Below are 24,532 nucleotides of genomic sequence, written 5' to 3' on the forward strand. Positions count from 1 at the left end.
TTATGTTTGTGGCAGAGAGATCCACCGGGCACTTGATTGAAGTGCTGGATACCCAGGCGTTGTTCAACCCTCATAAAAGCCGGATCAAGGGCAGTATGCACTATGGAGAGGAAGCCCAGGATCCGGAATTCTATGAGAAAAGTGACCTGGTATTCGCTTCGGGCGAGGCATTGCCCAAGTGCTGGACCGACCCGGATTATCGCCTGAAGCAGTAGCCGGGATTGGAATATTTGAATCCTTCCTCACATTTCTGTAACCTTTTTATTAATTGAACGTTCAATTAACGAAAAAATACGGAAAAGCGCTCGCCTGCCATGCCAAAAGTCGGAATCAAAGACACCCGTCGCCAACAGTTGATCGACGCCACCATGGAGTCCATCGCCGAGCTGGGGATGCAGAACACCACCATTGTCAGTATCAGCAAGCGGGCAGGCATGTCGTCCGGGATTATCAGCCATTACTTCGGGGGCAAGCAGGGGCTGATCGAAGCGGCCTTGCGGTATTTGCTGGACCAGCTCGGCAAGGAGCTGCGGGAGCGCATGGCGAAAACCGATCGCTCCCCGGCCCAGCGGCTGGATTGCATCATTGAGTCCAACTTTTCCGAGTTCCAGCGCTCGGCGCTGGCGGCGAAAACCTGGCTCAGCTTCTGGGCCCGTTCCATGCACGAGCCGGGGCTGAAGCGGCTGCAGCAGATCAACAACGCCCGGCTGTATAGCAACCTGCGCTACTCGTTTGCCCAGGTGTTGCCACCAGAGCAGGCCACGGAAGCGGCCCGACAAACCGCAGCGATGATTGACGGCTTCTGGTTGCGCAGCGCCCTGAGCCTGGACCCGGCCGAAAGCTTTGAAGCCGGTGAGCGGCTTTGCAAGCAGTTTGTTCACGAGACACTGGCCCGGGCAAGCGCCTGAGCCAACACGAATGCCATGGCCCACAAGGCCTGAAGACACTGAATCGAGGTTACCAACCGCTTATGTCTGCATCTGCTCCTGTTGTTCAGAACTTTGTCCACGGCCGTTTTCTGGCCAACCGTTCCTGTGAGACCTTCCCGGTGGTGAATCCGGCCACCGGCCAGGTGATTTACCAGGTGGAAGTGGCGGATGAAGCCATCCAGCAGGCCGCCATTGAAAGTGCCCGCGCCGGGTTTGCCCAGTGGGCGGCCACTCCGGCCATTGAGCGCAGCCGGATTCTGCTCAAAGCGGTGGCGCTGCTCAGAGAACGTAATGACGAACTGGCGGCGGTGGAAGTACGTGACACCGGCAAACCCTGGCAGGAAGCCGAAGCCGTGGATGTGGTGACCGGTGCTGATGCCATCGAGTTTTTTGCCGGCCTGGCACCCTCCATCGAGGGCAACCAGCAGGATTTGGGCGGTGACTTCTACTACACCCGCCGGGAGCCGCTGGGTATCTGCGCTGGCATCGGCGCCTGGAATTATCCGATCCAGATCGCCTGCTGGAAGTCCGCCCCGGCGCTGGCCTGTGGCAACGCCATGATCTTCAAACCGTCGGAAGAGACCCCCATGGGTGCGGTGAAGCTGGCGGAAATCTTCATCGAGGCCGGCGTGCCGGCGGGCGTGTTCAACGTGGTGCAGGGCGCTGCCGAGGTTGGCCAGTGGCTGACCCATCACCCGGAGATTGCCAAGGTGTCGTTCACCGGCGAAGTGGCCACCGGCAAGAAGGTGATGGCTGCGGCCGCGTCGTCTTTGAAAGACGTGACCATGGAGCTGGGTGGCAAATCCCCACTGATCATCTTTGACGATGCGGATCTGGAGAACGCCATCTCTGCAGCCATGGTGGGCAACTTCTACACCCAGGGCGAAATCTGCACCAACGGCACCCGGGTGTTTGTACACGAAGGCATCTACCCGCGCTTTATTGAACGGCTGCTGGAACGCACCCGCAAGAACATCAAAGCCGGTGACCCGATGAACCCGGCCACCAACTTCGGCGCATTGATCTCCAAAAAGCATCAGGAGCTGGTCCTGGGCTACATCGGCAAGGGCATTGCCGAAGGCGCCACCCTGAGCCACGGCGGCCGGGCGTTCGAGCCGGAAGACTCGAAAGGGGGTTATTTTGTCGAGCCCACCATTTTCACCGACTGCACCGACGACATGACCATCGTGAAGGAAGAAATCTTCGGGCCGGTGATGTCGGTGCTCATCTTCCGCGATGAGGACGAGGTGATTGCCCGGGCCAACAGTACCGATACCGGTCTGGCCGCCGGGGTGTTCACCAATGACATCCGCCGGGCGCACCGGGTGATTCACCAGATCCAGGCCGGTATCTGCTGGATCAACAGCTACGGCGCCTCGCCGGCGGAAATGCCGGTGGGCGGTTACAAACTCTCCGGTATTGGCCGGGAAAACGGGCGCGAGACCATTGCGCACTATACCCAGATCAAATCCGTTTATATCGGAATGCAGGATCTGGACGCCCCGTTTTAATCCCGCCGGCCACAGAGGAGAACGCGTATGACAGAAAACCGATACGACTACATCATTGTGGGCGCGGGCTCGGCCGGCTGTGTGCTGGCCAACCGCCTCACCGAAGACGCCCGCCACAAGGTGCTGCTGCTGGAGACCGGCGGCAGCGACAAGAGCATCTTTATCCAGATGCCCACCGCCCTGTCCATCCCCATGAACACCAAGAAGTACGCCTGGCAGTTCGAGACCGAGCCAGAACCGTACCTGGACAATCGCCGCATGCACTGTCCCCGGGGCAAGGTGCTGGGCGGCTCCTCGTCCATCAACGGCATGGTCTATGTTCGTGGCCACGCCCGGGATTTCGACGAATGGGATTCCGAGGGCGCCACGGGCTGGCATTACCAGAACGTACTGCCGTATTTCAAAAAGGCGGAGACCTGGGCCTTTGGCGGTGATGACTACCGGGGCGACACCGGCCCGCTGGGCGTCAACAACGGCAACAACATGCGTAACCCGCTGTACAAGGCGTTCATCAAGGCGGGTGTGGATGCCGGCTACCTGGAAACGGCCGATTACAACGGCGCCCAGCAGGAAGGCTTCGGTGCCATGCACATGACCGTGAAGAACGGTCGCCGCTGGTCCACGGCCAACGCCTACCTGCGCCCGGCCATGGCGCGACCGAACCTGACGGTGGTGACCCACGCCCTTGTGCACAAGGTGCTGCTTGGTGGTGCGGATGGCAAAACCGCCACCGGCGTGCGTTACGAGCAGGGCGGCAAGATGCACGAGGCCAATGCCGCCGAGGAAGTGATTCTGTCTGCCGGTTCCATTGGTTCACCCCATTTGCTGCAGTTGTCCGGCATCGGCAAGCGAGCGGTGCTGGAACAGGCCGGTATTGAGGTCAAGCACGAGCTGCCCGGCGTGGGTGAGAACCTGCAGGACCACCTGGAATTCTACTTCCAGTTCCGCTGCAAACAGCCGGTGTCGCTCAACGGCAAGCTGGACTGGTGGAACAAGCTCAAGATCGGCGTGCGCTGGATTCTGCGCAAAGACGGGCTGGGCGCCACCAACCACTTCGAGTCCTGCGGTTTTATCCGCTCCAAGGCGGGTGTTGAGTGGCCAGACCTGCAATACCACTTCCTGCCGGCGGCCATGCGCTATGACGGCAAAGAAGCCTTTGATGGCGACGGCTTCCAGCTGCACATCGGCCACAACAAGCCGAAAAGCCGGGGCTATGTGCGGGTTCAATCCGCCGATCCAAGACAGGCACCGGCCATTCGCTTTAATTATCTGGAGCACGAAGCCGACCGGGAAGGTTTCCGGGATTGCGTGCGCCTGACCCGCGAGATCATCAACCAGCCCGCCATGGACCAGTACCGCGGTGCGGAAATCCAGCCCGGCGTGGCTGTGCAGAGCGATGACGAAATCGACGCCTTTGTGCGCCAGGCGGTGGAGAGTGCCTACCATCCGTCCTGTTCCTGCAAGATGGGTACCGACGCAATGGCGGTAGTCGGGCCAGACACCCGGGTACACGGCTTCAAGAACCTGCGGGTGGTGGATTCGTCCATCTTCCCGACCATACCCAACGGCAACCTGAACGCCCCCACCATCATGGTGGCCGAGCGGGCAGCCGACCTGATCCGGGGCAGGGAGCCCCTGCAACCTGAGGATGTGCCGGTCCAAATGGATGACCAGTGGCAGGCACACCAACGACCGGGGCAAGCAAAACGGGTGCTGATTTAGCGCCCGAAGCCCCGGCCCCGGGGGCGCAAGGCCTCCGGGGTTAGCAAACCATCAGGATTTCCCTATCAACGCGACGGCTGTGCTGGCCGTTTCCTGGGCGTCAGATAGGCAAGTCCTGGCCCGTAACGAGATGAAAACGCGGGGGTTTGTGTCCGATTCGAATTAAGCAGCGCTTAAAAAGTAGAGGAGGAACACCCATGCTGTGCATTAAACTGAAAACAACCAACCGGAGGCTCAGCGCATGACACTCTGGTTATCCACAGGCCTGATCTTCACCTTCGCCGCCATTGCCCTGATTCTTTACAAGTGGTGGGATGTTCAGTGTATCGGCGTAACGCCGGTTCGCACCCTGACGTTCATTGCCATTCTGTTCACCTCGGGCCTGGACGTGGGGCTGATCATGTTCCCGCTGACCGAGTTCGGCAGCTATGCCGATCTTTCTGCCAGCCCGGAATACGGGTTCGCCAACCCCCTGGCCATTGAATTTGGCTTCTGGGCATTTCTGATCTGGGGGTTCTACTTCCTGACCTGTTTTTACTTCGCCATCATCGAGCCGAGGGTGAAGTTTTTTGAAATCCCGGTGGTGAAAATCATCAATAACGTGGTGATCATCGGTACCTGTGCCTTCACGGCGTACCTGTTGCTGGTGAACCTGCCCTGGTATCTGCCCCAGTTGGGCGACGGTGAAACCGTGATGCCGGCGTTCTATGTGATCGTGTTTGCGGCCATTGCCCTGGCGGTGTACTCCAGCTCCAAGATCAAATACGTGCGTATCCTGAGCATTGGCTCCAGCGTGCTGTTTATTGCCCTGATTGCTGGCATGTGGCTGCGGGCCTTTGCCCTGGGCAAGGGCTCGCCGGCGGATTTCTTTGGCACCGCAGGCATGCTGGGGGAATACTTCACCAATATTCACCGCTTTGCCCTGCCGATCAACGACTACCATGAGTTCTACCTGTTTTGGTGGTTCTCCTGGAGCATCATGATCGGCCAGTTCACCGCGCGTTTTGTCAGTGGCATTAAAACCTGGCAGTTGCTGATTGCCATGCTGGTGGTGCCGTCCATCGCCATCGGTGTGTGGTTCTCGGTGCTGTTCCACTACCACTCTGAGGGTCTGAAGATTGCGGCGATGACCAACCTGGCCATGATTTCGGTGGGGGTTCTGATGGTGGTGAACTCACTGGATTCGCTGATTCGACTGTACACCGATAACCTGAACCTGACTGCCCGGCGTATGGGCCGAATGAACTACGTGATCGTGAATTTTGGCGCCATGGTGATGCTGACCATGCTGTTCCAGCTCGATTTTCTGCGTATTCAGTGGGTTGGAGCGTTGGTGATTGGCCTGTATTTCGCCTGTTTCGCCTACATTCTGGCAAACAAGCGGGCCGAGGTGGCGGCCATCAAATCGTCACCAAAAGAAAATATTCTGGATTTCCGAAAGATTGAACTTGCGGGATAAGGCCCCATACATAGGTTGAGCCTATCCTGGGTGTGGAAATAATCAATTTTCACTCAATAGGCCAAAGCCGTATCTTACGCACCGTTTTCAAGCCTAAACCCAAATGAACCAACAGGAGTTATTCTGAGATGGGTATCATTAACAGCGAAATCAAACCGTTCAACGCCACCGCATTCAAGCAGGGCGAGTTTGTTGAAATCTCTGAAGCAGACGTGAAAGGCAAGTGGGCCATTTTCTTCTTCTACCCGGCCGACTTCACCTTCGTTTGCCCGACCGAACTGGGCGATGTCGCTGACAAGTACGAAGAGCTGCAGAAGCTGGGCGTTGAAGTGTTCTCTGTGTCTACCGACACCCACTTTACCCACAAAGCGTGGCACGACACTTCCGAGACCATCGGCAAGATCAACTACTACATGGTAGGCGACCAGACTGGCACCATCACCAACAACTTTGGTGTTATGCGTGAAGGCCAGGGCCTGGCAGATCGTGCTACTTTCCTGATCGATCCGGATGGCGTTATCCAGGCGATGGAAATCACTGCTGAAGGCATCGGCCGTGACGCAGACGACCTGCTGCGCAAGGTTAAAGCTGCCCAGTACGTTCGCAACCATCCTGGCGAAGTATGCCCGGCCAAGTGGAAAGAAGGCGAAGAAACCCTGGCTCCGTCTCTGGACCTGGTTGGCAAGATCTAAGTTTCCCTGCACGGGTGAAACTTGCAAGAAGGCCCGCACAGCGGGCCTTTTTTGTATCTATCAATCGACTTTATGGAATCGTATAGATCTGAGCTATCAGATGGGTTGGGTCAATCAATTTGAGAAGGCCCCGGCTTGCCCTTATCTTACCTGCAACTTCAGACAACGATTCATTTTTGAATTCAGACAGTTAGTTTCACGACATAAAGGGGAATACCGAACATGTTGGACGCCAATATCAAAGGACAGTTGAAGGCCTACATGGAAAAGCTGCAACAGCCGATCGAGCTGGTAGCAGCCTACGACGACAGCAAGAAATCCCAGGAGCTTAAGCAGCTGCTGGAAGAAATCGAGCCGATGTCCGAGAAAATCAGCCTGCGGACTGAAGATTCGGCCGATGTGCGTCGTCCATCGTTTGCCATCAACCGTGTGGGCACCGACATTGGCGTGCGTTTCGCTGGTATTCCCATGGGCCACGAGTTTACCTCCCTGGTACTGGCGCTGCTGCAGGTGGGCGGTCACCCGTCCAAGGCTTCTCAGGAAGTGATTCAGCAAATCCAGGAACTGGACGGTGAGTTCGAGTTTGAAACCTATTTCTCCCTGTCCTGCCAGAACTGCCCGGACGTGGTGCAGGCTTTTAACCTGATGAGTGTGCTGAACCCGAACATCAAGCACACCTCCATCGACGGCGCCCTGTTCCAGGACGAAGTCGAGCAGCGTGAGGTAATGGCGGTGCCGAGCGTGTACCTGAATGGCCAGCCCTGGGGCCAGGGCCGGATGACGCTGGAAGAAGTTGTGGCCAAGCTGGACACCAACTCGGCGGAGAAAGAAGCCAAGAAGATCAACCAGAAAGACGCCTTTGAGGTGCTGGTGATCGGCGGTGGCCCGGCGGGTTCTGCAGCGGCCATCTACGCCGCCCGTAAGGGGATTTCAACCGGTATTGCGGCCGAGCGCTTTGGTGGCCAGGTAGCAGACACCATGGGTATCGAAAACCTGATCTCCGTGCCTTACACCGAAGGCCCGAAGCTGGTGGCGGCCATGGAACAGCACGTTAACGAATACGAAGTCGACATCATGAACATGCAGCGCGCGGAGAAGCTGATTCCCGCGGCGCAAACCGGTGGCCTGCATGAAGTGAAGCTGGCGAACGGCGGTTCCCTGAAAGCCCGCACGGTGATTCTGTCTACCGGTGCCCGCTGGCGCCAGATGGGTGTGCCGGGTGAGGAAGAGTACCGCAACAAGGGCGTGGCCTACTGCCCGCACTGCGACGGCCCGCTGTTCAAAGGCAAGCGCGTGGCGGTGATTGGTGGTGGTAACTCCGGCGTGGAAGCGGCGATCGACCTGGCCGGTATCGTTGGCCACGTAACCCTGATTGAGTTCGGTGAGCAAATGCGTGCCGACGAAGTGCTGCAGAAGAAACTGCGTAGCTTGAACAACGTGAAGATCATTACCTCCGGCCAGACCACCGAGGTGGTTGGCAAAGACGGTAAGGTCAGTGGCCTGAACTACACCGACCGTACCACCGGTGAAGCGCACCACGTTGAGCTGGAAGGCGTGTTTGTTCAGATCGGCCTGGTGCCGAACACCGAGTGGCTGAAAGGTGATATTGAGCTGAGCCAGCACGGTGAGATCATCGTAAATGATCGTAACGAGACGTCGATTCCGGGTGTGTTCGCCGCCGGCGATGCCACCACGGTTCCGTACAAGCAGATCGTGATTTCGATGGGCGAAGGTTCCAAAGCCGCCTTGAGTGCCTTCGATTTCCTGATCCGGAATTCGGCAGAGTAAGTTGTTCACGCAAGCCTGATCTATTCGGGCTGACCCCTGAAACCGATACTTGTAGGACGCAGGTATCGGTTTTTTTATGGCTGTTGGTCGGCTAGATAAGTTGCGTGTATTAGGCCAGACTGATCGTGAGTTGTTCGCCACATTCACCATCAGGGCATCGGCATGGCCAGTGTTATACAAAGAAACCGGGTGACGGTTCGGGGGGCGGGGGACCATACCCTGGTGTTTGCCCATGGCTTCGGATGTGACCAGATGGTGTGGGAAGATGTCACGCCCGCGTTCGAGAAGGATTTTCGCGTTGTCACGTTTGATCATGTGGGTTGTGGCCGATCGGACCGTCGATCCTACCGGTCCGAGCGCCACGGTTCGCTGCGGGGTTACGCCCTTGATCTGCTCGATGTGGTGGATGCGGTGGCAGACCAGCCGGTTACCCTTGTCGGGCATTCGGTCAGCGGCATGATTGGCTTGCTGGCAACCATCATGTTGCCGGACAGGTTTCGGCACATCGTCGCCATCAACCCCTCACCTCGCTATACCAACGATGATGATTATGTGGGCGGGTTCCAGCGACCGGATGTTTTGGCGATGCTGGACATGATCGAGCGGGATCAGGAAGGTTGGGCCCATTCACTGGCGCCGCTGGTAATGGAAAACAGCCACCGCCCGCAACTGACGGAACGCCTGATCCGCAGTTTTATGTCGACCGACCCGGTGCTGCTCCGGAAATTTGCCGAGGTCACCTTTCTGTGCGATTTCCGTGACGAGTTGCCGAAGGTTCCCGTGCCGGTCGACATTTTGTACGGGCTCTCCGACATTGTTGTACCGGTGTCGGTGGTCAGTTACATGGCCAAGCGTATCCCCGATGCCCGTTGCACGTCGCTGGATGCGGAGGGGCATTACCCCCAGCTCAGCGCGCCAGAGGAGCTGTCCCGCAAGATTCGCCAGGTCATGACGCATCGCGTTGAGGGCTGAGGTCTAGCGGCCAGACAGATCCTGTTCCAGGCTGCTCTTTACCTGAGCCGGTTGTCCTTCCCCGGTAAACAGATGGCCATAGGCAGCGCGCACGCCATCAACGATAAAATCAAAGGGCACGTCGTCAAATACGCCGTGGTCGTTGATGTATTCCATGTGGGCCTGGCCGTCTTCTGTGAATTCCTGGAACACCGAATCGGTCACGCCATCAAACTCCAGGGGCTCGACCTTCATCATGTCACACAGCTGCCGGTTGAAGGCGGGGGTGGCTTTCACCCATCGACCATTCAGGTACAGCTCAATAAAACCATGCATGCGGAAGATGTCGGATTGCAGCCATTCAATCAGCTTGGGGCTGGACAGGTGATTGCGCACGTCTGCCAGGCCCAGACGGCTGGGAATGCCGATGGCACGAGCGGCGGCGCCTAACAATACGGCTTTCGGGATGCAGTAGCTTTCACGACTCTCCAGCGCATAGCTGGCGGACAGGGTGCGCGGATCGGTCTGGAACACGTAGGGGTTGTAATGCACGCTGTCTCTGACTGCCAGATAGAGCGCCTTGGCCTGTTCCACCGGATCGTTCTGCACACCTTCCAACTGCTGGTTAATCCAGTCTTTGACTTCGGGCTTGTCATAGTCAAAGAACGCAGTGGCTTTAAGATAGTTGTCCATTTTAGTGGTCCGGCATTGGCGCATGGTGACTGGATGATCTCTCGGTTAGCAAGCTATGGGCAATGACTTTTTCCACCAATTCCAATGGCCGCTGTTATCGGCGGTTACCAATTGCTGCTTGTCTGGGTGTGGTACCACCGGTAATTTAGTGACACTGACGACCAACCGCGGCCAACGTCGCCCAGGGTGAGATAATAGATGATGTTCCGTACAGCCCTGTTGGCACTACTTGTTTTATGCGCCCTGCTGAGAGTGGCAGAGGCGGGCACTCGGCCCAACGTGGTTTTCCTGTCGCCAGACGATTCCCGGTTCTGGCACATGGTGGCGGATTTTATGGGGGAAGTGGCGAGCGATCTGAACCTGGAGCTTGAGGTTCAGTTTGATCAGGATCGCCACAGATTCAGTTACCTCCAGATGGCGGAACAGGTGCTCAGCCGCGACGACCGCCCGGATTATCTGGTGATCATGTGTAAAGAACACGTTACGACTCAGATCCTGATGCACGCCAACGAGCTGGATGTGAAGGTGTTTACCTTCAATACCGACGTACCGGAGGCAACCCGCGCTGCCGTGGGCATGCCCCGGGAGACACTGCCTAACTGGATTGGCCACATGGCCCCTGACAACGTTGAGGGCGGCGCCAACCTGATCGCGATTCTTGAGCAACACGCCCAAAGCCTGACCTTAACCGAGCCGAGCCAGCCGCTGCCCGTGGTGGCGTTGACCGGCACTCGGGATTCTTCGGCGGGTACTGATCGCGACCGGGGCTTGAAGGCCGCTACAGACGCCGAGAACAGTGAGCTTCTACAACTGGTCCACGCGGATTGGAGCCAACAGCAGGCCAAGGACAAGATGCTGGTGCTGTTAAGACGCTACCCGCAGGCCGTCGCTATCTGGAGTGCCAGTGACGGCATGGCGCTAGGGGCTATTGAGGCGGTAAAAAGGACTGGCAGGCAGCCGGGTAAAGACTTGGTGATCGGCGGTTTCGACTGGGAGCCCCATGCCCTTGAGGCGATCCGTGAGGGCGAGCTGGTGGTCAGTCTTGGCCGCCATTTCATGGGGGGTGGCTTGGCCCTGCTGCTTCTGCACGACTATCACCAGGGCGTGGACTTTGCTGATGGACCGTCGTCTGCGGCGTTGAGTTACCGGTTTGAACCGGCAACTCGGGACAATGTGGATACGGTGGAGCGCATTCTGACACCCGCAAGCTGGCAGGCTGTGAACTTCCAGCAATTCAGCCGGGCGTTGAATGCCGGGCTGCAGGATAAACCCTTTAGCGCCGATCACTTGATGGATCAATTTTCAGAGGCTCTTGCACAACACAGAGAGTCAGGTGAGGTGGCAGGCCATCGGTGAATCATGACGGAACTTATGTCGGAACTCACCATCGCTGAAATTCTTGGTCAGGTCTTTGGCCTGGTTGCGTTGGCGTTTTGCATCGTCGGTTTTGCCAACAAAAACGACGACCGGCTGATGGTGCTGCTCATCTCCGCCAACATTGCTTTTGCGTTGATGTTTGCGTTTTTCCAGAGCTGGACGGCGGCGGCCTTGACCGTGCTGGTAATCGTGCGTATTGCCCTGGCCCGCCGGTTCAAAGGCAGCTGGTCGATCATGGCCGGGCTGTTAGCGATCAATCTATTGGTGGCCTGGCTCACCTGGGCCACGGCGACAGATATCTTCCCGCTTATGGCCGCGGTGCTTGGCACCGTCGGTATGTTCCTGCTTAAGGGCATTGCCTTGCGAATTGTGCTTGGCCTTGCTGCGCTGTCCTGGATGCTCAACAACATTGTGATCGGCTCGGTGGGCGGCATTCTGGCAGAAGCCATGGTGTTGGTCACCAATGTGATTACCATTTACCGGCTGCACCGGGCGCGGTTGAAATATCCCGGTGTGGACCTGTAGGCCGCTGGCGGTCAAACAAGCACAAAAAAGCCCCGTTGCCGGGGCTTTGTCACATCTGAAGGGCCAGGATTACTTGTTCCGGTCCTCGTAGCGCTGGTGCTTGAAGAACACGCCGGAGTCACCGAACTGTGAGGCAATCATCGGTGAGGTCAGGGTTACTTCACCCACTTTAACTGCGCTGTTGCGACGCTCATTGGCGTAACGACGGTTCAGCGACGGGAAGATCGAGGTACGGATGCTCCGGTCGGTGGCGTACACGTCATACACCTTGGTGCCTTCTGGCAGGGTCATCAGGCTGTCCCGGAAGTCGTGCGCTTCTGTCGGGAAGTCCTGGGTCAACTGCGGATTGGGCACAAAGTACACCTGGGTTGGCACCTTCGGATTGCTGACCCTGTCGCCGTTCTGGCTTACTTTTGCCATCGCATCCGCCATCACCAGTGTGGGTTTGGTGGAGACTGTCGAGAACAGGATAGTGCTGCCCAGGGAGTCGTTCAGCTCTGGTGACACATAGTTGGACAGTTCGTTGGCAAAGAAGTTGTAGTTATCATCCTGGCCAGACAGGGTGTACAGCGCCGAGATGTTCTCTGACGGCTGACCGTCCACGAACAGCTTCAGTGCCAGTCCAGGGGCAAAGCCGCGGGCTTCCGGGTCACCGGTGATCGACAGGCGCATCAGGCCGTGGTCTGCGCCCTGAAACAGGCCGGTATAGCCGTGGTTGCCAGTGGCGTTGAATTCGACTCGTCCCATGACGGCTTGAGGATGAATGGGCTTCTCATAACCTGGGGGCGCCACATCGGAATCCCTGCGCACCTTGTCCCACAGGATGGAGCCAATCAGCCCGCCAATGTTCACATCCTGTTGTGCTGGCAGTTCTCCGTCTTTGTATTCGGTTCGAGTTGCGCCGTTCACCCACAGGTGCATCTGCTTCTGCTCTGCGGTCCAGCTCTCATACTCGGCAGGCATGTTCAGGCCCCAGGGCTTGAACGCGTTGTCCATACCGGCCAACGAGGTGCTCAGTGCCGGGTGGTGGCGCTTGAGCACATCCACCATGGTGTTGTTCTCGACCCAGTCGATACCTTCCTGGGTGTACACCTCGGCGGTGTAATCGGTGGTAAAGAAGCGGTCGGTCATGAGCCGGCGGGAAGCGTTCAGGATGAAGATCTGGAACGAGGTTTCACCGAAGCCGAAGCCGTCCGGACGGGTTTCTTCCGCCAGCGAGCCCACCAGGGTGTCGATCATCTCGATGTCGTTGTTATACAGGCGCTTGAGTTCAGACAGAATCTCCGGATCAGAGGTCAGATCTTCAAACCTGGTGATCGGCTTGAGGCCAATGGCCCGGCGGAATTCGTTGTAGCGGGGCACACCACGCTCACGGTCACGCACGATGTCGATGGTGGCCAGGTCAATATCACCCACAATGGGCAGCGACAGGTTACGCAGGAAGTCCGGGTAGTTTTTCAGAACCAGAGCGCCCGGATGGGTGATACCGAAGGAGTACCACAGGCGATCCGCACCAACGCTGTCCAGCACGTTCTCAGCATCGCCATCCCGGGTGTCTGGAATGGGGATGCGCTGGCTGATTACGTTACTGCCAAGGTCATAGACTTCGATGTCATCCCGCATCAGGGGGTGCATACGGTAAACTGACACGAATTCTTCGGTCAGGGTGTAGGGCACGTCGTAGTTGTTCGGTGCGCGGGAGCCTACCAGGCCGCCGAGGGCATGATCAATTACGCCGGGTTCCATGTTGGCCAGGTCGCTGTCGATGCCCAGCAGGCGGAACAGATTGGCAATACCCTGAACGTTGTTGCTCAGGTCATCCAGCGCTTTCTGGAAGAACTCGCGGTTTTCCCGGTCACCGCCAATGCCCCACCAGTTGGCGTACATGGCGCGCTCAAGAATGGGGTTGTCGAGGATGGCGGGGGTCCACTCCACGGTGTGAATCTTGGCCATCAAGGCGGCGTTGACCAGTCGTGCCCGATCGTACAACCACTGATCGCTGGCGTTCGGGTATTGTTGTTTCAGGCGCTCAGCGATGGCGTTGTGTTCAAGGGTAAACAGCCGGTGCAGCATGCTCAGGCCTACCCACCAGTTTTCGCTGAAGCCGGTAACCGGCTTGCCACTGAAGAATTCGGTCGGCAGCGAGCCATCCGCATTCACTTTCAGTTTGCCGTCGACAAAGGCGCGGATCTCGTCGTTGGTGGCTTTGTCGCTGCCGTAAATCTGGGAGCCGTCCCACCAGTGGGTGTTGATGTTCTGGTAGGTTTGTGGCGTGCCGGCGTCCGCAGCGGTGCGGCTGGCATCCGGCTGGGTGCGTTGCACGCTCATGGTGCCAGAGCCAAGCGGATCGCCCGAGGGCAGCGGGAACAGAATCGGATTGTCAGTGGCACGGGGGCCGTGGTCAAACCAGTCGTGCACCATGAACTGAATCCACGACGCCGCGATGAAGTTGACGATGGTGGCGGGTTGCATGTCGCCGTCACGGGCCATCAGCGAGTTACTGACATCCCGCGGGTTGGGTGTGAGCAGCGTGTCGTTCTCGGTTTCGGCGTAGGTCAGTGCAAGATCGACGTTGCGACCAAACCGGGTGTGGGCCGAGCCTTCGGCGGGGTTGGACAGAATGTTACAGGTGCCGTCTTCGGTACGGGCGGTGAGGCTGCGTTCGTCACAGGTGATCTCGGCGTTGTAACGGTCCCAGTCTTCGACATCAAACATGTTGTTGTTGAGCAGCTCGGTACGTTCAATACCCAGCGTTAGCAGTCCGGCAACTATGCCGAGGCTGCCGAATTTGGTCAGTGCGGGCCAGGTGACCCACGGAGTGATGGCCATGATCGCTCTCCTTGTTTCAGATTATTGTGGTTGTTGGAGCAGGCCTAGGTTTACTGACTCCGGGTGACATTACCCCCTACTCAGGTAGGGGGAGGGGGGAGTTAAAAGCAGAGCTTTGGAAAAATGTGAACAGATGGTCGTTTTTGCTGTCGTGTCAGGCGTCAGTGTTTGCGGGGTCGTGGCTGGCGGCGAGCAGGACCGCCTCAGTGCGGTTACGAACACCCAGTTTGCTGTAGATATTCTTCAGGTGCCATTTGATGGTCGATACCGTGGTGCCCGTTTGCTGGCTGATGGCGCTGTTGCTGAGCCCGCCCAGCAGGCATCGGTAGATGTCTTGTTCTCTGTGGGTCAGCAGGGTTAAGGGGTCTGGTCTGACTGCCGCAGCGGAGCGGGCCGATTCCGGGACCAGATTGCCATACAGCGCGAGGTAGTTGTCGGGCAAAACCAGGCCGTGGTCACTGGCTCCGGCCAGTAACTTGCCGAAGCCGGGCGCTTCATCAAACAGGTTTCGGGTCATGTTGTGTAGCCCGTAGTGCTGGATCAGTGCGTCCAGGGCCTCTTTACTGTTGCGGGAGCTGTCGTCCCGGCTTAACCATTCGTTGGCACTGACCACCAAGGCTCGACTGACAAGACCGGTATCGGCAAGTTCCCGGGCCAGCAAGCGCAGGATTCGGCCGGCCTGGGCTTTGCGTCCGGTAGCGCGCAGCCAGTACACGGTGGCAAGCCCCAGGCGCTCGCGGTATTCACTGTACGTGCCGGGCGTATCCCAGTCCCCCTTTTGGAGCATGGTGGGCAAGCCGGCGCGAACGGCGGCTTGTTCTACCCGTTCCCGGGCGCCGTTAAGCCAGCATTGGCGAATGCGCTCAGCGATCAGGTGGCTGATAAAACGTCGGTTTTTTTCCGGCTCGAGAATGTGTTCCAGTTTACCCAGGATGTAGGTCGCTTTGTCTCGGTCGCCCAGGGCGAACAGGCATCGCGCGTGGGTAAGGTAGACCGTGGCAATAACTTCGATGGCGGATGTTTTGTTGAGTTTTGGCAACAGCTCACGGCACAGCGTGTTGGCCTCGGCAAGCCGGTTCTGATCATACAGCGCGACCACCATGGCGGTGCTTCTTAGTATGCGGGCCGCGCCGTCTATGGGCATATTCAGATAGGCACCTTGAATATCCCTCATGGCCTGGCCCGGCCGGCCCAGGCTGCGATGGCACAGGGCGATGATCAGGCTGGCGTAATCCATCATGAAGTGATGGCCACTTTGCTTCAGCACTTCGAGGGCCTGGCTGGCATATTCCAGTGCCTGCTCGGGGCGGGCATGCTGCAGGTGGTGGTAAGCCGCCATGCACAGGCTCAGGGGGAAAATGTCGTACAGCCGGCTTTGTTGAACGAGATCCTGATAGTCCTGTCGACCAATGAAGCGATTGTCGTTCTGGAACAGCTCCAGATACAACTGAAGAAATCGCAGCAAGACACGGTGATGATCCGGGGACACATCCCTTGGCCCGGCATCGCGAAAGCGTTCCAACATGGTGCTGGCCTGATGAAAGCGCCGCGACAGAATCAACGTGCAAAGCAAAGGCACAGCCACGCCTGTTCGTAGTAACAGTGGGCTGTTTTGCAGCCGATATTCCCAGAACAGGATGCGTGAAAAGTGCCCTTCCCGTGACCAGATACCGAAGGCGGTTTCCAGAATGTCGCCAAGCAAGACGGCATCGTCGCTGCTCTGTGCATGTTTCAGAGCCTGATGATAGTCACCGCTGCTCAGGAACCAGTGGACGGCTCGGCGATGCAGTGCCGGTATCAGTGCGGGAGACTCCATGGCCAAACGCGTCTGCAGAAAATCCCGCAACAAAGGGTGGAACCGGTACCAGCCGGGGTCATGATCCATCGGCATCAGGAACAGTTCCTGCCGGGCCAGGTGTTCCAGTATCAACGAACTACCTGTGTGTTTCAGGACCTGGTCGCACAGAGAGCCGGTAATTCGGTCGAACAAGGCACTTTGCAGACACAGGCTGCGCAACGAGCTGGGCAGGGCTTGCAGAACCATGTCGCCAAAATAGGCCATGACTTCCGGCTGATTGCCGGAAAAGGAATCGAGGGCTTCAATGCCTTGCTCCCGGGCGGCCAGGAGTGCCAGGCGCAACCCGGTAATCCAGCCTTCGGTGATGCGCAACAGGTGATCCAGAGTGTTTGTTGCCACCGCCGCGTTGCCAAGGCTCTGGCAAAGTTGTTTTGCCTCGGTGCTGCTGAACTGCAGGTCTCGAGCGCTGAGTTCCAGCATGTCCTGATTCAGCTTGAGCTGGCTCAGCTTCAAAGCGGGCCTGGCCCGACTGGCGATGATAAGGTGCAGGCATGCCGGTGGGTGGTCGAGCAACCGGTTGAAGGTGTCGGTGATGACCGGTGTGTGGGACAGGTGCTGAAAATCATCCAGGATGAGAACAACCGGATGGTCAATTGGGGCCAGACTGTGCACGAGCGCCTCGGCAATGGTCGACGGAGTGCAGTGGCTGCCAGCGTCAAAAGGTGTAAAGGCCGAGCTGTCGAAGTCAGGTGCTTTCGCCCGAATGGTCTGTGCCAACCGGGCAAAAAAACGCGCTGGGTCACGGTCCAGATCCTGCAGCGTCATCAGAGCGGCAGGGCGGTCAGGCTCCGTTGCCAGCCACTGGCGTATCAGGGTCGATTTGCCAGACCCGGCGGGCGCAGTGAGCAGGGTCAGTCGCTTGAGCGAGCCCTGGTCCAGTGCCTGTACCAGTGCAGGGCGGTCCAGTAATGGCGTCGGACCTTGGGTGATCATAGGTTCACGATGCATGGAGTGTCTTGTTGTTATGTCCCGTGGCACGTTGCCGCAAAGGCTTGCTTGATGGGTCTGAGCATAGTCCGAAGTTCGGCGGCCAACCCTTGCTCAATTCACATTGTGAAAAATTACATTTTGGCCGCGCCTACGGCGAGGTGTCGATAATGGGGCCAATTGCACAGGCCGAGGCCCGGCGTAACGTACAGGCATCTGATAACAACGATAAGCCCGGGAGTAACAGTCATGAGCCACCAACATTATGACGTTCTGATCATCGGCGCCGGCGTTTCCGGCATTGGCATGGCCTGCCATCTGAAACGGGAATGCCCCGGCAAGCGCTTCGCTATTCTCGAGCGCAGGCAGTCGTTAGGGGGCACCTGGGATCTGTTCCGTTACCCCGGCATTCGCTCCGATTCCGACATGTTCACCTTTGGCTACAACTTCCGGCCCTGGACCGGCGGCAAGGTGCTGGCGGATGGTGCTTCTATCAAGCAGTACGTGGCCGACACCGCCCGGGAAAACGATGTGGAAAGGAACATCCGCTACGGTGTGGCGGTAAAGACTGCTGACTGGTCCAGTGAGGAAAAATGCTGGAATCTGACGGCGGTGAACGAAAAAACCGGCGAAGCGGAGACCTACACGGCCAGCTTCCTGGTGGGCTGCACCGGTTACTACAACTACGATCAGGGCTACAAGCCTGATTTCCCCGGCGAGCAGGACTTCAAGGGCCAGGTGGTGCACCCACAGCACTGGCCGGAGAACCTGGATTACACCGGCAAGAAGGTGGTGGTGATTGGCAGTGGGGCGACCGCCATTACCCTGGTGCCCACCATGGCGGAAAAAGCGGCCCATGTAACCATGCTGCAGCGCTCGCCCACCTACCTGATGCCTTTGCCGTCGACTGATAAGGTTACCCTGGCGCTGCAGAAGGTACTGCCGGAGAAAGCCGCCTATCGGCTGACCCGTGCCCGGAATATCTCGATTTCGCGCCTGCTCTACGAGCGTTCCCGCAAGAGCCCGAAGGCCATGCGCCGGCTGTTCCTGTCGGTGATCAAACGCCAGTTGAAGGGCAAAGCGGATATGCGCCATTTCACCCCGGACTACAACCCCTGGGATCAGCGCCTGTGTGTGGTTAAAGACGGCGACCTGTTTGATGCCATCAAGGCGGGTACCGCCTCGATCAAAACCGACCATATTGAACGTTTCACCGACACCGGCATTCGCCTCAAATCCGGTGAAGAGCTCGAAGCAGATATCATCATTCCGGCCACCGGCCTGGATATTCAGATGCTGGGTGGTATCCAGCCCACGGTGGATGGCCAGGGCGTAGTCTTGAAGGAAAAGGTGATCTACAAGAACGTGATGGTGGAAGGCATGCCCAACGCCGCCATGATCTTCGGGTACACCAACATCTCCTGGACCCTCAAGGCCGATATTGCCAGCGAATACCTGTGCCGGCTGATCAACCATATGGATCGCAAGGGTTATCAGGTGGTGGTGCCGCGAGACACGGAAAACAGCCTGGGTAACGACACCATTCTGGGTTCGCTGGACGCCGGTTACATCAAGCGTGCCGAAGATCGCCTGCCGCGCCAGGGCACTCACGGGCCCTGGAAGGCGTCTCAGAATTATCTGAAGGATGTGAAAATCCTGCGCTTTGAGCCCATTGAAGACGGGTATCTGGAGTTTGATGGCCGGCGCAGCCAGCAGGCCAGCCCGGAGAAGTCGGGCTTCCTGAAGCCGCTGCGCTCGGCGTTGTTCGGGGCCTGAGCGGACAGCCATTGGCGCAGGGTATCCCCATAATTGCGGATAGCGCTGTGTAGATAGGTTCCTTAACATGGCAGGTCACCATGCTACTCGACTGACCTGCCGGGAACCTTGCTGTGTCCACACTCCGATCCGTACTGGCCTATGTGGCCCTGATTGCTGCAGTACTGGCGACCCTGCCGGGCATGGCATTTCTGGGCGCGGTGGCCGTAAGCATGGCGGTCAGTCTTGGCTGGCGGGATATGCGCCGGGTACCCCGAGGGGTCTTCGCCGTGGCGGTGCTGGCGATGGCCTTTGCGTTTGGCCGTGACCCCGGATTGGTGGAAGGGGCGGCCGGGAACATGACCCGTTTGGCCGGGCTGATTCTGTCGGTCATGTTGTTGTCTTCGGTATTGGCCGGTTCCCGGGATCTTCAACGAATCTCCAGCAGTCTGTTCAGTGGCAAGCCGGGTACCCGGTATGCGAGCCTGGCGTTCGGCACGGCGCTGGTGTCGGTACCACTCAACTTCGGCTCCGTGGCGGTGGTTGGCAGCCTGATCTCCGAGCGAATACGCCGTTCCGGCGATTCGGCGGCCACCCGCAACAGCACCCGGGCGGTGCTCCGAGGCTTTGGTGTATCACCAATCTGGTCTCCGTTATCCATCTCCGTAGCGCTGACATTGACGCTTCTGCCCACCCTTGGCGGTGCTCAGCTCATTGGTCTTTCACTGCCGTTCGCCATGCTGGTGCTTCTGGCGGGTTTTCTCTGGCGCGAGCCGGAGCCGCAGCTTGAAACGGGCGCAGCCGCAGACACCGCCGGGGCTGCAGCCTGGTTGCGGTTTGGCGGGATTATCCTGGGCATCTGTATCGGGGTATTCCTGTTCAGCCATGTTTATGAATTCAGTTACGCTCGTTCGGTTACCCTGAGCTGCCTGGCGGCGGTCATCATCGGCTGGGGGCTGTCCTTCGCTGGCGGCCACACGCCCCGCCCACCCACGATGGCCAATGTCAGTAATGAACTGGCCATTGTCGGTGGTTCCGCTTTTATTGGTTCGGTGATCAGTGCGGTGGTGCTTGGGCAGGTGAACGGCAATATGGGCTTGCCGGGCTGGGCGTGGCCGGTACTGGCGGCACTGGTGCCCTGGAGTTTCTTTATGGCCGGACTGGCCGGTGCCAACCCGATCCTAACCGGTACCTTGATTGGCGGTATCCTGGGGCCAGCGTGGCCACCTGGCGCCGTGCTGGGGTTGGGCTTTGCCATGGTCACCGGCTGGGGTATCACGGCGTTCGGCACCCCGTTTGCGGCCAATGCCCTGATCATGGAGCGGCTGACAGGTTATCGCGCCCGGGATGCGTCCTTGAGGTGGAGCCTGGCGTTGTCGTTAATCGCGTTGTCCGCCGCCAGTGCTATTGCCGCTGGCCTGACGGTCTGGCTGGCCTGATCCGTTTTCGCAATCCGTGGCTTTATTCTGCGTATCCGACCGCTTCGTCATATGCCACCAGGAATTGCGGATCGAAACGCTCCAGCGATCGAGCCAGGCTGGCGCGGGACAATTCACCCATGTGGCTGTCTACCAGGTTGCCTTCAGCGTTGTAGAACAGGGTGGTGGGCAGGCCGTGGCTGCCGGTCACCCGACCGAACTGGCCCTGGCGATCGCTCAGTACATGGTGCAGGTCCAGGTTCTGTTCAGACAGGAAGCGATGGATGGTTTCCGGGTGCTCGCCTTGATTGGCAAAAACGAAATTGATGCCCGGATAGCGCTTCTGGGCCTCTTCCAGCACCGGCATTTCCCGGATGCAGGGCGGGCACCAGGTGGCCCACAGGTTAACGACGGTAGGCTGGCCATTGGCGATCGCGCTCAAATCGACCGGTTGCTCGTTGAGGTCGGTCAGCGCGACTTCGGGCAGACCTTTCAGTTGCTGGTTGATCAGCTGAATGGCACCGCCGGTCAGGCCCCAGGTCAGCAGGCCGGCGACCATGGCAGTGCCCAGTGCCCGGCGGCTGCTGGCCCGGCGCCACATCAGGAAGCCGGCAAACACCAGGGCAGCGACCAGGCCTGTGACCATATCAAAGCCACCGTCCCGGATATCAATCATGCCCAGCCAGTCGCCCTGGTAGTGCTCGTAATAGCGAATCACGAACCCGATGCGGGCACTGAGCATGGCGACCACGAAAATATCCGCCAATGTGCCGGCAATGGGTGTTCCATGTTTGCGGCCGGTGATGCCCCCGACGATCAGAGCAACTATGAAAGCCAGGACCAGAAGCAGATGCCCGACAGAAAAACTGACAGGGCCAACGCCAACACTGAGCATGGTATCTCCGGGTTATGAAAGGATGTTTGGAACAGGTATGGCATCTAGTGACCGGCAGGGCGGGTCAGAGTTCCATTTATTCGACTGGAAATGAAAGCCTGCTAATCAAAACCACCTATAGCTATTTCTCCAGCCCTCTGTTACCGTGCCTGCATCCTGCCTCTAGGGATTCCGCAGTTTCTGGCCCAAAGCCGCTTTGCGAACCATCCATACGACCTGTCAGAGGACGTCACCCCGAATTCGGCGCGTGACCGTAGTCGTCTTTTATTCCATGAATGTTCATGGCATCTGCCCGCATTCGCCGCATCCGGTGTTCGTGGAGGCAGAATCAATCAAGAGTATATTTTATATGAGTTTTTCTTCCCTCGGTTTGTCCGAGCAGCTGGTCCGTGCCACTTCCGATCAGGGTTATGACACCCCTTCTCCCATTCAGCTGCAGGCGATTCCTGCCGTGTTGTCTGGTAGAGACGTGATGGCTGCGGCCCAGACGGGTACCGGCAAAACTGCCGGCTTTACCCTGCCTCTTTTGCAGCGCCTGGCTGATAACCCGCGCAATGGCAAAGGCCCCCGTGCGTTGATTCTGACGCCCACCCGGGAGCTGGCAGCACAGGTGCACGACAGTGTGAACCTTTACAGCAGATACGTTCCAACCAAGGCCGCTGTGGTTTTTGGTGGTGTGAAGATCAATCCGCAGATGATGAAGCTGCGCAAAGGCGTTGATGTACTGGTGGCGACACCGGGCCGCCTGATGGATCTTTATCAGCAGAACGCCGTGCGCTTCAACGAAGTGGAAATCCTGGTGCTGGACGAAGCCGACCGCATGCTCGACATGGGCTTTATCCGCGACATCCGCAAGATTCTTGCCCTGTTGCCGGCCAAGCGCCAGAACCTGTTGTTCTCCGCCACCTTCTCCAACGAGATTCGTGGTCTGGCTGAGGGCTTGCTGGATAACCCGGTGCAGGTAGAAGTGGCTGCCCGTAACACCTCGGCTGAAAGCATTGTTCAGTCGGTTTATCCGGTCGACCAGAGCCAGAAGACCGCCCTGCTGAGCAAGCTGGTGCGTGACAATGGCTGGGAGCAGGTACTGGTATTCACCCGTACCAAGCACGGCGCCAACCGCCTGACCCAGAAGCTGGAAAAAGACGGCATTACCGCCGCTGCCATCCACGGCAACAAGTCACAGGGTGCCCGCACCCGTGCGCTGGCGGATTTCAAGGCCGGCGAAGTGCGTGTGCTGGTTGCTACCGATATCGCCGCCCGTGGCCTGGATATCAAGCAGCTGCCCCAGGTGGTGAACTTCGAACTGCCGAATGTGCCGGAAGACTACGTGCACCGCATCGGTCGTACTGGCCGCGCCGGCGAAAGTGGCCATGCGTTGTCTCTGGTGAGCGCCGATGAAGGCAAGATGCTGGCAGGCATTGAGCGGTTGATCAAAAAGCAGCTGCCGCGCAAGGAAATCGAAGGCTTTGAACCGAAGAACAACCTGCCGCTGAAGCCCAAAGCAAAGGCCGACCCGAGCAAGGCTCGTAATCGTCGCCCTCAGGGTGGCGCTGGCAAGAGCTTTGGCCCGAAACCGGCCGGTCGCAGCGGCGGTCGTGGCCGTGGTGGTCAGGGCGAGGGCCAAGGCCGTGGCCAGGGGCAGGGCAGAACGGGTCGCCCGGCTCAGCGCCAGAGCGCCTGATTACCCCGGTTCTCCAGACATAAAAAAGCGGGGCTGCAAAACAGCCCCGCACAGGAGAACGCACCATTTGGCAACCCACAGACCAGGGGTTGCCAGGGGTACGTGGGATCAGAACTTGTAGGTGAAACCGACCATGTAGACCATGGGGTCGATTTCTACTTCGAACTTGGCGGTCTGTGCGGCGAAGTCACCGTTCGCATCGTAAACCTTCACACGGGCATCGGTATTGATGTCTGCCCACCAGATTGCCGCGTTAAGACCAAAATTCTCACTCAGCATGTAGTCCATACCCACTTCCACGGCCACGCCAACACTGTCGTCCAGGTCCAGTGATGTGCGGGCTCCGGGGATGCCGTATTCTGCAGCAACCACGCTATCCAGAGTTCCGGTGGTCTTCTCTTCAAAGAAAGTGGTGTAGTTGACGCCCACGCCCACGAACGGCTGGAAGGCTGAAGAGCTTGCCATCGGGAAGTACTGCAGTGTCAGAGTTGGCGGCAGGTGCTTGGTTTCGCCCAGCTTGATGTCACTCGGAATATCGCCGCCACCGTTGATGTTGTGCTTGAATGGGGTTGCACCCAGCAGGCCGACACCGAGGTTGTTGGTGAACATATAGGTGGCACGCAGGCCCAGCTGTGTATTGGAATCGACGGTGACTTTTGAATCCGCACCGGAAAGCAGCGGCGCGCCACCCACAGTGATAGAGTCACTGGAATCATCCGGCGCCACATGCACAACACCCGCACGCAGAATGAAATCACCCGCTTCGAAAGCCTGAACGGCCGGTGCAGTTGCCATCACAGCCGCTGCCAGAACACCCAATTTGAAACCACGAGACATAGCCATCTCCTTATCCATTAAAAGTCGATGGGCTCAATGTAATGGAGCGGGGCCGGGGAAACTTGATTTAGCGCAAGAAATGGCGGGCAGCGGATTTGGTTTGGTGTGGCTCTTGATTCAGCTCAAAAAAACCGAGGTGTTTCCGGAGAATGCGGTTTGCCCTTATGGTCAGGCCGTTTTGCTATCGCTTTCAGCATTGTCGGGAACAAACACATCACGGATTGACAGTGGTTGGCCTTCGGCATTTCGCACGGTAACCGGTTGCACCGGCTTACCGGTATCGCGATCGCGCAGGTCCAGCGGCTGCCCGTCAGGCGCCGGGTTCCATTTGTCGCCCCACTGGCGCAGGGCCACCACCACCGGGAACAGATCCCGGCCTTTATCGGTCAGGCGGTACTCAAAGCGGGAGCCGTGCTCGCCCACGTCTACTTTGCGAAGCACTTCGTTATCAACCAGGCGTGCCAGGCGGTCGCACAGAATGTTCTTGGCAATGCCCAACTGCTGCTGAAAATCCACAAACCGACGGGTACCGTACATGGCGTGCAGCACAATCAGCAGGGACCACCAGTCCCCCACTTCATTCAGGGCGCGGGCGACGGAGCAATTGGAGTCATCAAAACGTTTTCTGGCCATGTAAGGGAGTGTACCGAATAGGGTTGCATTTTGAAACCGAATTTAATAGGGT

Annotated in this window: 19 protein-coding genes; 13 read left to right on the forward strand and 6 right to left on the reverse strand. The window is 58.3% G+C overall.

Going from position 1 to position 24,532, the window contains the following annotated elements:
- Window positions 1-2 precede the first annotated feature (2 nt).
- The 8 genes from ACZ5Q2_RS04865 to ACZ5Q2_RS04900 all read left to right on the forward strand — a co-directional run bounded on the left by ACZ5Q2_RS04865 (window position 3) and on the right by ACZ5Q2_RS04900 (window position 9,073).
- Window positions 3-215 (forward strand): acetyltransferase, encoded by a 213-nt coding sequence (locus ACZ5Q2_RS04865; protein ID WP_106693243.1) that lies wholly within the window; start codon window positions 3-5, stop codon window positions 213-215.
- A 99-nt stretch (window positions 216-314) separates the two neighbouring features.
- Window positions 315-908, forward strand: a complete 594-nt coding sequence (gene betI, locus ACZ5Q2_RS04870; RefSeq protein ID WP_061332048.1) for a transcriptional regulator BetI — start codon at window positions 315-317, stop codon at window positions 906-908.
- Window positions 909-970: 62 nt separating this feature from the next.
- Window positions 971-2,440, forward strand: coding sequence for a betaine-aldehyde dehydrogenase (gene betB / locus ACZ5Q2_RS04875; RefSeq protein ID WP_230715687.1), 1,470 nt, complete (start codon window positions 971-973; stop codon window positions 2,438-2,440).
- A gap of 27 nt (window positions 2,441-2,467) precedes the next feature.
- A complete protein-coding gene (gene betA / locus ACZ5Q2_RS04880; protein WP_230715691.1) occupies window positions 2,468-4,162 on the forward strand; it encodes a choline dehydrogenase in 1,695 nt (564 codons plus the stop codon).
- Window positions 4,163-4,403: 241 nt separating this feature from the next.
- Window positions 4,404-5,621, forward strand: a complete 1,218-nt coding sequence (locus ACZ5Q2_RS04885; protein ID WP_230715692.1) for a BCCT family transporter — start codon at window positions 4,404-4,406, stop codon at window positions 5,619-5,621.
- A 128-nt stretch (window positions 5,622-5,749) separates the two neighbouring features.
- Window positions 5,750-6,313 carry an alkyl hydroperoxide reductase subunit C gene (gene ahpC / locus ACZ5Q2_RS04890; RefSeq protein WP_082780548.1) on the forward strand — a complete coding sequence of 188 codons (564 nt, stop codon included), beginning with the start codon at window positions 5,750-5,752 and terminating at the stop codon, window positions 6,311-6,313.
- A gap of 222 nt (window positions 6,314-6,535) precedes the next feature.
- Window positions 6,536-8,101, forward strand: coding sequence for an alkyl hydroperoxide reductase subunit F (gene ahpF, locus ACZ5Q2_RS04895; RefSeq protein WP_061332040.1), 1,566 nt, complete (start codon window positions 6,536-6,538; stop codon window positions 8,099-8,101).
- 162 nt (window positions 8,102-8,263) lie between these two features.
- On the forward strand, window positions 8,264-9,073 hold the full coding sequence (locus ACZ5Q2_RS04900; protein ID WP_061332038.1) for an alpha/beta fold hydrolase: 810 nt from the start codon (window positions 8,264-8,266) through the stop codon (window positions 9,071-9,073).
- Window positions 9,074-9,076: 3 nt separating this feature from the next.
- Here ACZ5Q2_RS04900 and ACZ5Q2_RS04905 read toward each other — a convergent pair whose 3' ends face one another.
- On the reverse strand, window positions 9,077-9,745 hold the full coding sequence (locus ACZ5Q2_RS04905; protein ID WP_061332036.1) for a transglutaminase-like domain-containing protein: 669 nt from the start codon (window positions 9,743-9,745) through the stop codon (window positions 9,077-9,079).
- Window positions 9,746-9,943: 198 nt separating this feature from the next.
- On the opposite strand from ACZ5Q2_RS04905, the gene ACZ5Q2_RS04910 reads away from it, so the two are divergent.
- A complete protein-coding gene (locus ACZ5Q2_RS04910) occupies window positions 9,944-11,101 on the forward strand; it encodes an ABC transporter substrate-binding protein (RefSeq protein ID WP_061332034.1) in 1,158 nt (385 codons plus the stop codon).
- A 3-nt stretch (window positions 11,102-11,104) separates the two neighbouring features.
- The gene (locus ACZ5Q2_RS04915; protein WP_061332032.1) at window positions 11,105-11,647 is read left to right on the forward strand and encodes a YgjV family protein; all 543 of its coding nucleotides are present in this window, start codon (window positions 11,105-11,107) and stop codon (window positions 11,645-11,647) included.
- Between the two features lie 69 nt (window positions 11,648-11,716).
- On the opposite strand, the gene ACZ5Q2_RS04920 is transcribed toward ACZ5Q2_RS04915, so the two are convergent.
- Entirely contained in the window at window positions 11,717-14,476 is a 2,760-nt protein-coding gene (locus tag ACZ5Q2_RS04920; protein ID WP_061332030.1) for a peroxidase family protein, read from the reverse strand.
- Window positions 14,477-14,630: 154 nt separating this feature from the next.
- On the reverse strand, window positions 14,631-17,282 hold the full coding sequence (locus ACZ5Q2_RS04925) for a winged helix-turn-helix domain-containing protein (RefSeq protein ID WP_061332028.1): 2,652 nt from the start codon (window positions 17,280-17,282) through the stop codon (window positions 14,631-14,633).
- Window positions 17,283-17,510: 228 nt separating this feature from the next.
- On the opposite strand from ACZ5Q2_RS04925, the gene ACZ5Q2_RS04930 reads away from it, so the two are divergent.
- Together ACZ5Q2_RS04930 and ACZ5Q2_RS04935 are read left to right on the forward strand one after the other, a co-directional pair.
- Entirely contained in the window at window positions 17,511-19,037 is a 1,527-nt protein-coding gene (locus ACZ5Q2_RS04930) for a flavin-containing monooxygenase (RefSeq protein ID WP_061332026.1), read from the forward strand.
- A gap of 113 nt (window positions 19,038-19,150) precedes the next feature.
- On the forward strand, window positions 19,151-20,455 hold the full coding sequence (locus ACZ5Q2_RS04935) for a hypothetical protein (RefSeq protein ID WP_061332024.1): 1,305 nt from the start codon (window positions 19,151-19,153) through the stop codon (window positions 20,453-20,455).
- A gap of 22 nt (window positions 20,456-20,477) precedes the next feature.
- Here the strand turns inward: ACZ5Q2_RS04935 and ACZ5Q2_RS04940 are convergent, their stop codons facing one another.
- Window positions 20,478-21,329, reverse strand: coding sequence for a TlpA disulfide reductase family protein (locus ACZ5Q2_RS04940; protein ID WP_061332022.1), 852 nt, complete (start codon window positions 21,327-21,329; stop codon window positions 20,478-20,480).
- Window positions 21,330-21,678: 349 nt separating this feature from the next.
- On the opposite strand from ACZ5Q2_RS04940, the gene ACZ5Q2_RS04945 reads away from it, so the two are divergent.
- Window positions 21,679-23,010, forward strand: coding sequence for a DEAD/DEAH box helicase (locus ACZ5Q2_RS04945; RefSeq protein WP_061332020.1), 1,332 nt, complete (start codon window positions 21,679-21,681; stop codon window positions 23,008-23,010).
- Between the two features lie 108 nt (window positions 23,011-23,118).
- Here ACZ5Q2_RS04945 and ACZ5Q2_RS04950 read toward each other — a convergent pair whose 3' ends face one another.
- Window positions 23,119-23,847, reverse strand: coding sequence for an OmpW/AlkL family protein (locus tag ACZ5Q2_RS04950; RefSeq protein WP_061332018.1), 729 nt, complete (start codon window positions 23,845-23,847; stop codon window positions 23,119-23,121).
- Between the two features lie 168 nt (window positions 23,848-24,015).
- The gene (locus ACZ5Q2_RS04955; RefSeq protein ID WP_061332016.1) at window positions 24,016-24,480 is read right to left on the reverse strand and encodes a winged helix-turn-helix transcriptional regulator; all 465 of its coding nucleotides are present in this window, start codon (window positions 24,478-24,480) and stop codon (window positions 24,016-24,018) included.
- Between the last annotated feature and the right edge of the window lie 52 nt (window positions 24,481-24,532).

The sequence above is a fragment of the Marinobacter alkaliphilus genome, from assembly GCF_055394375.1.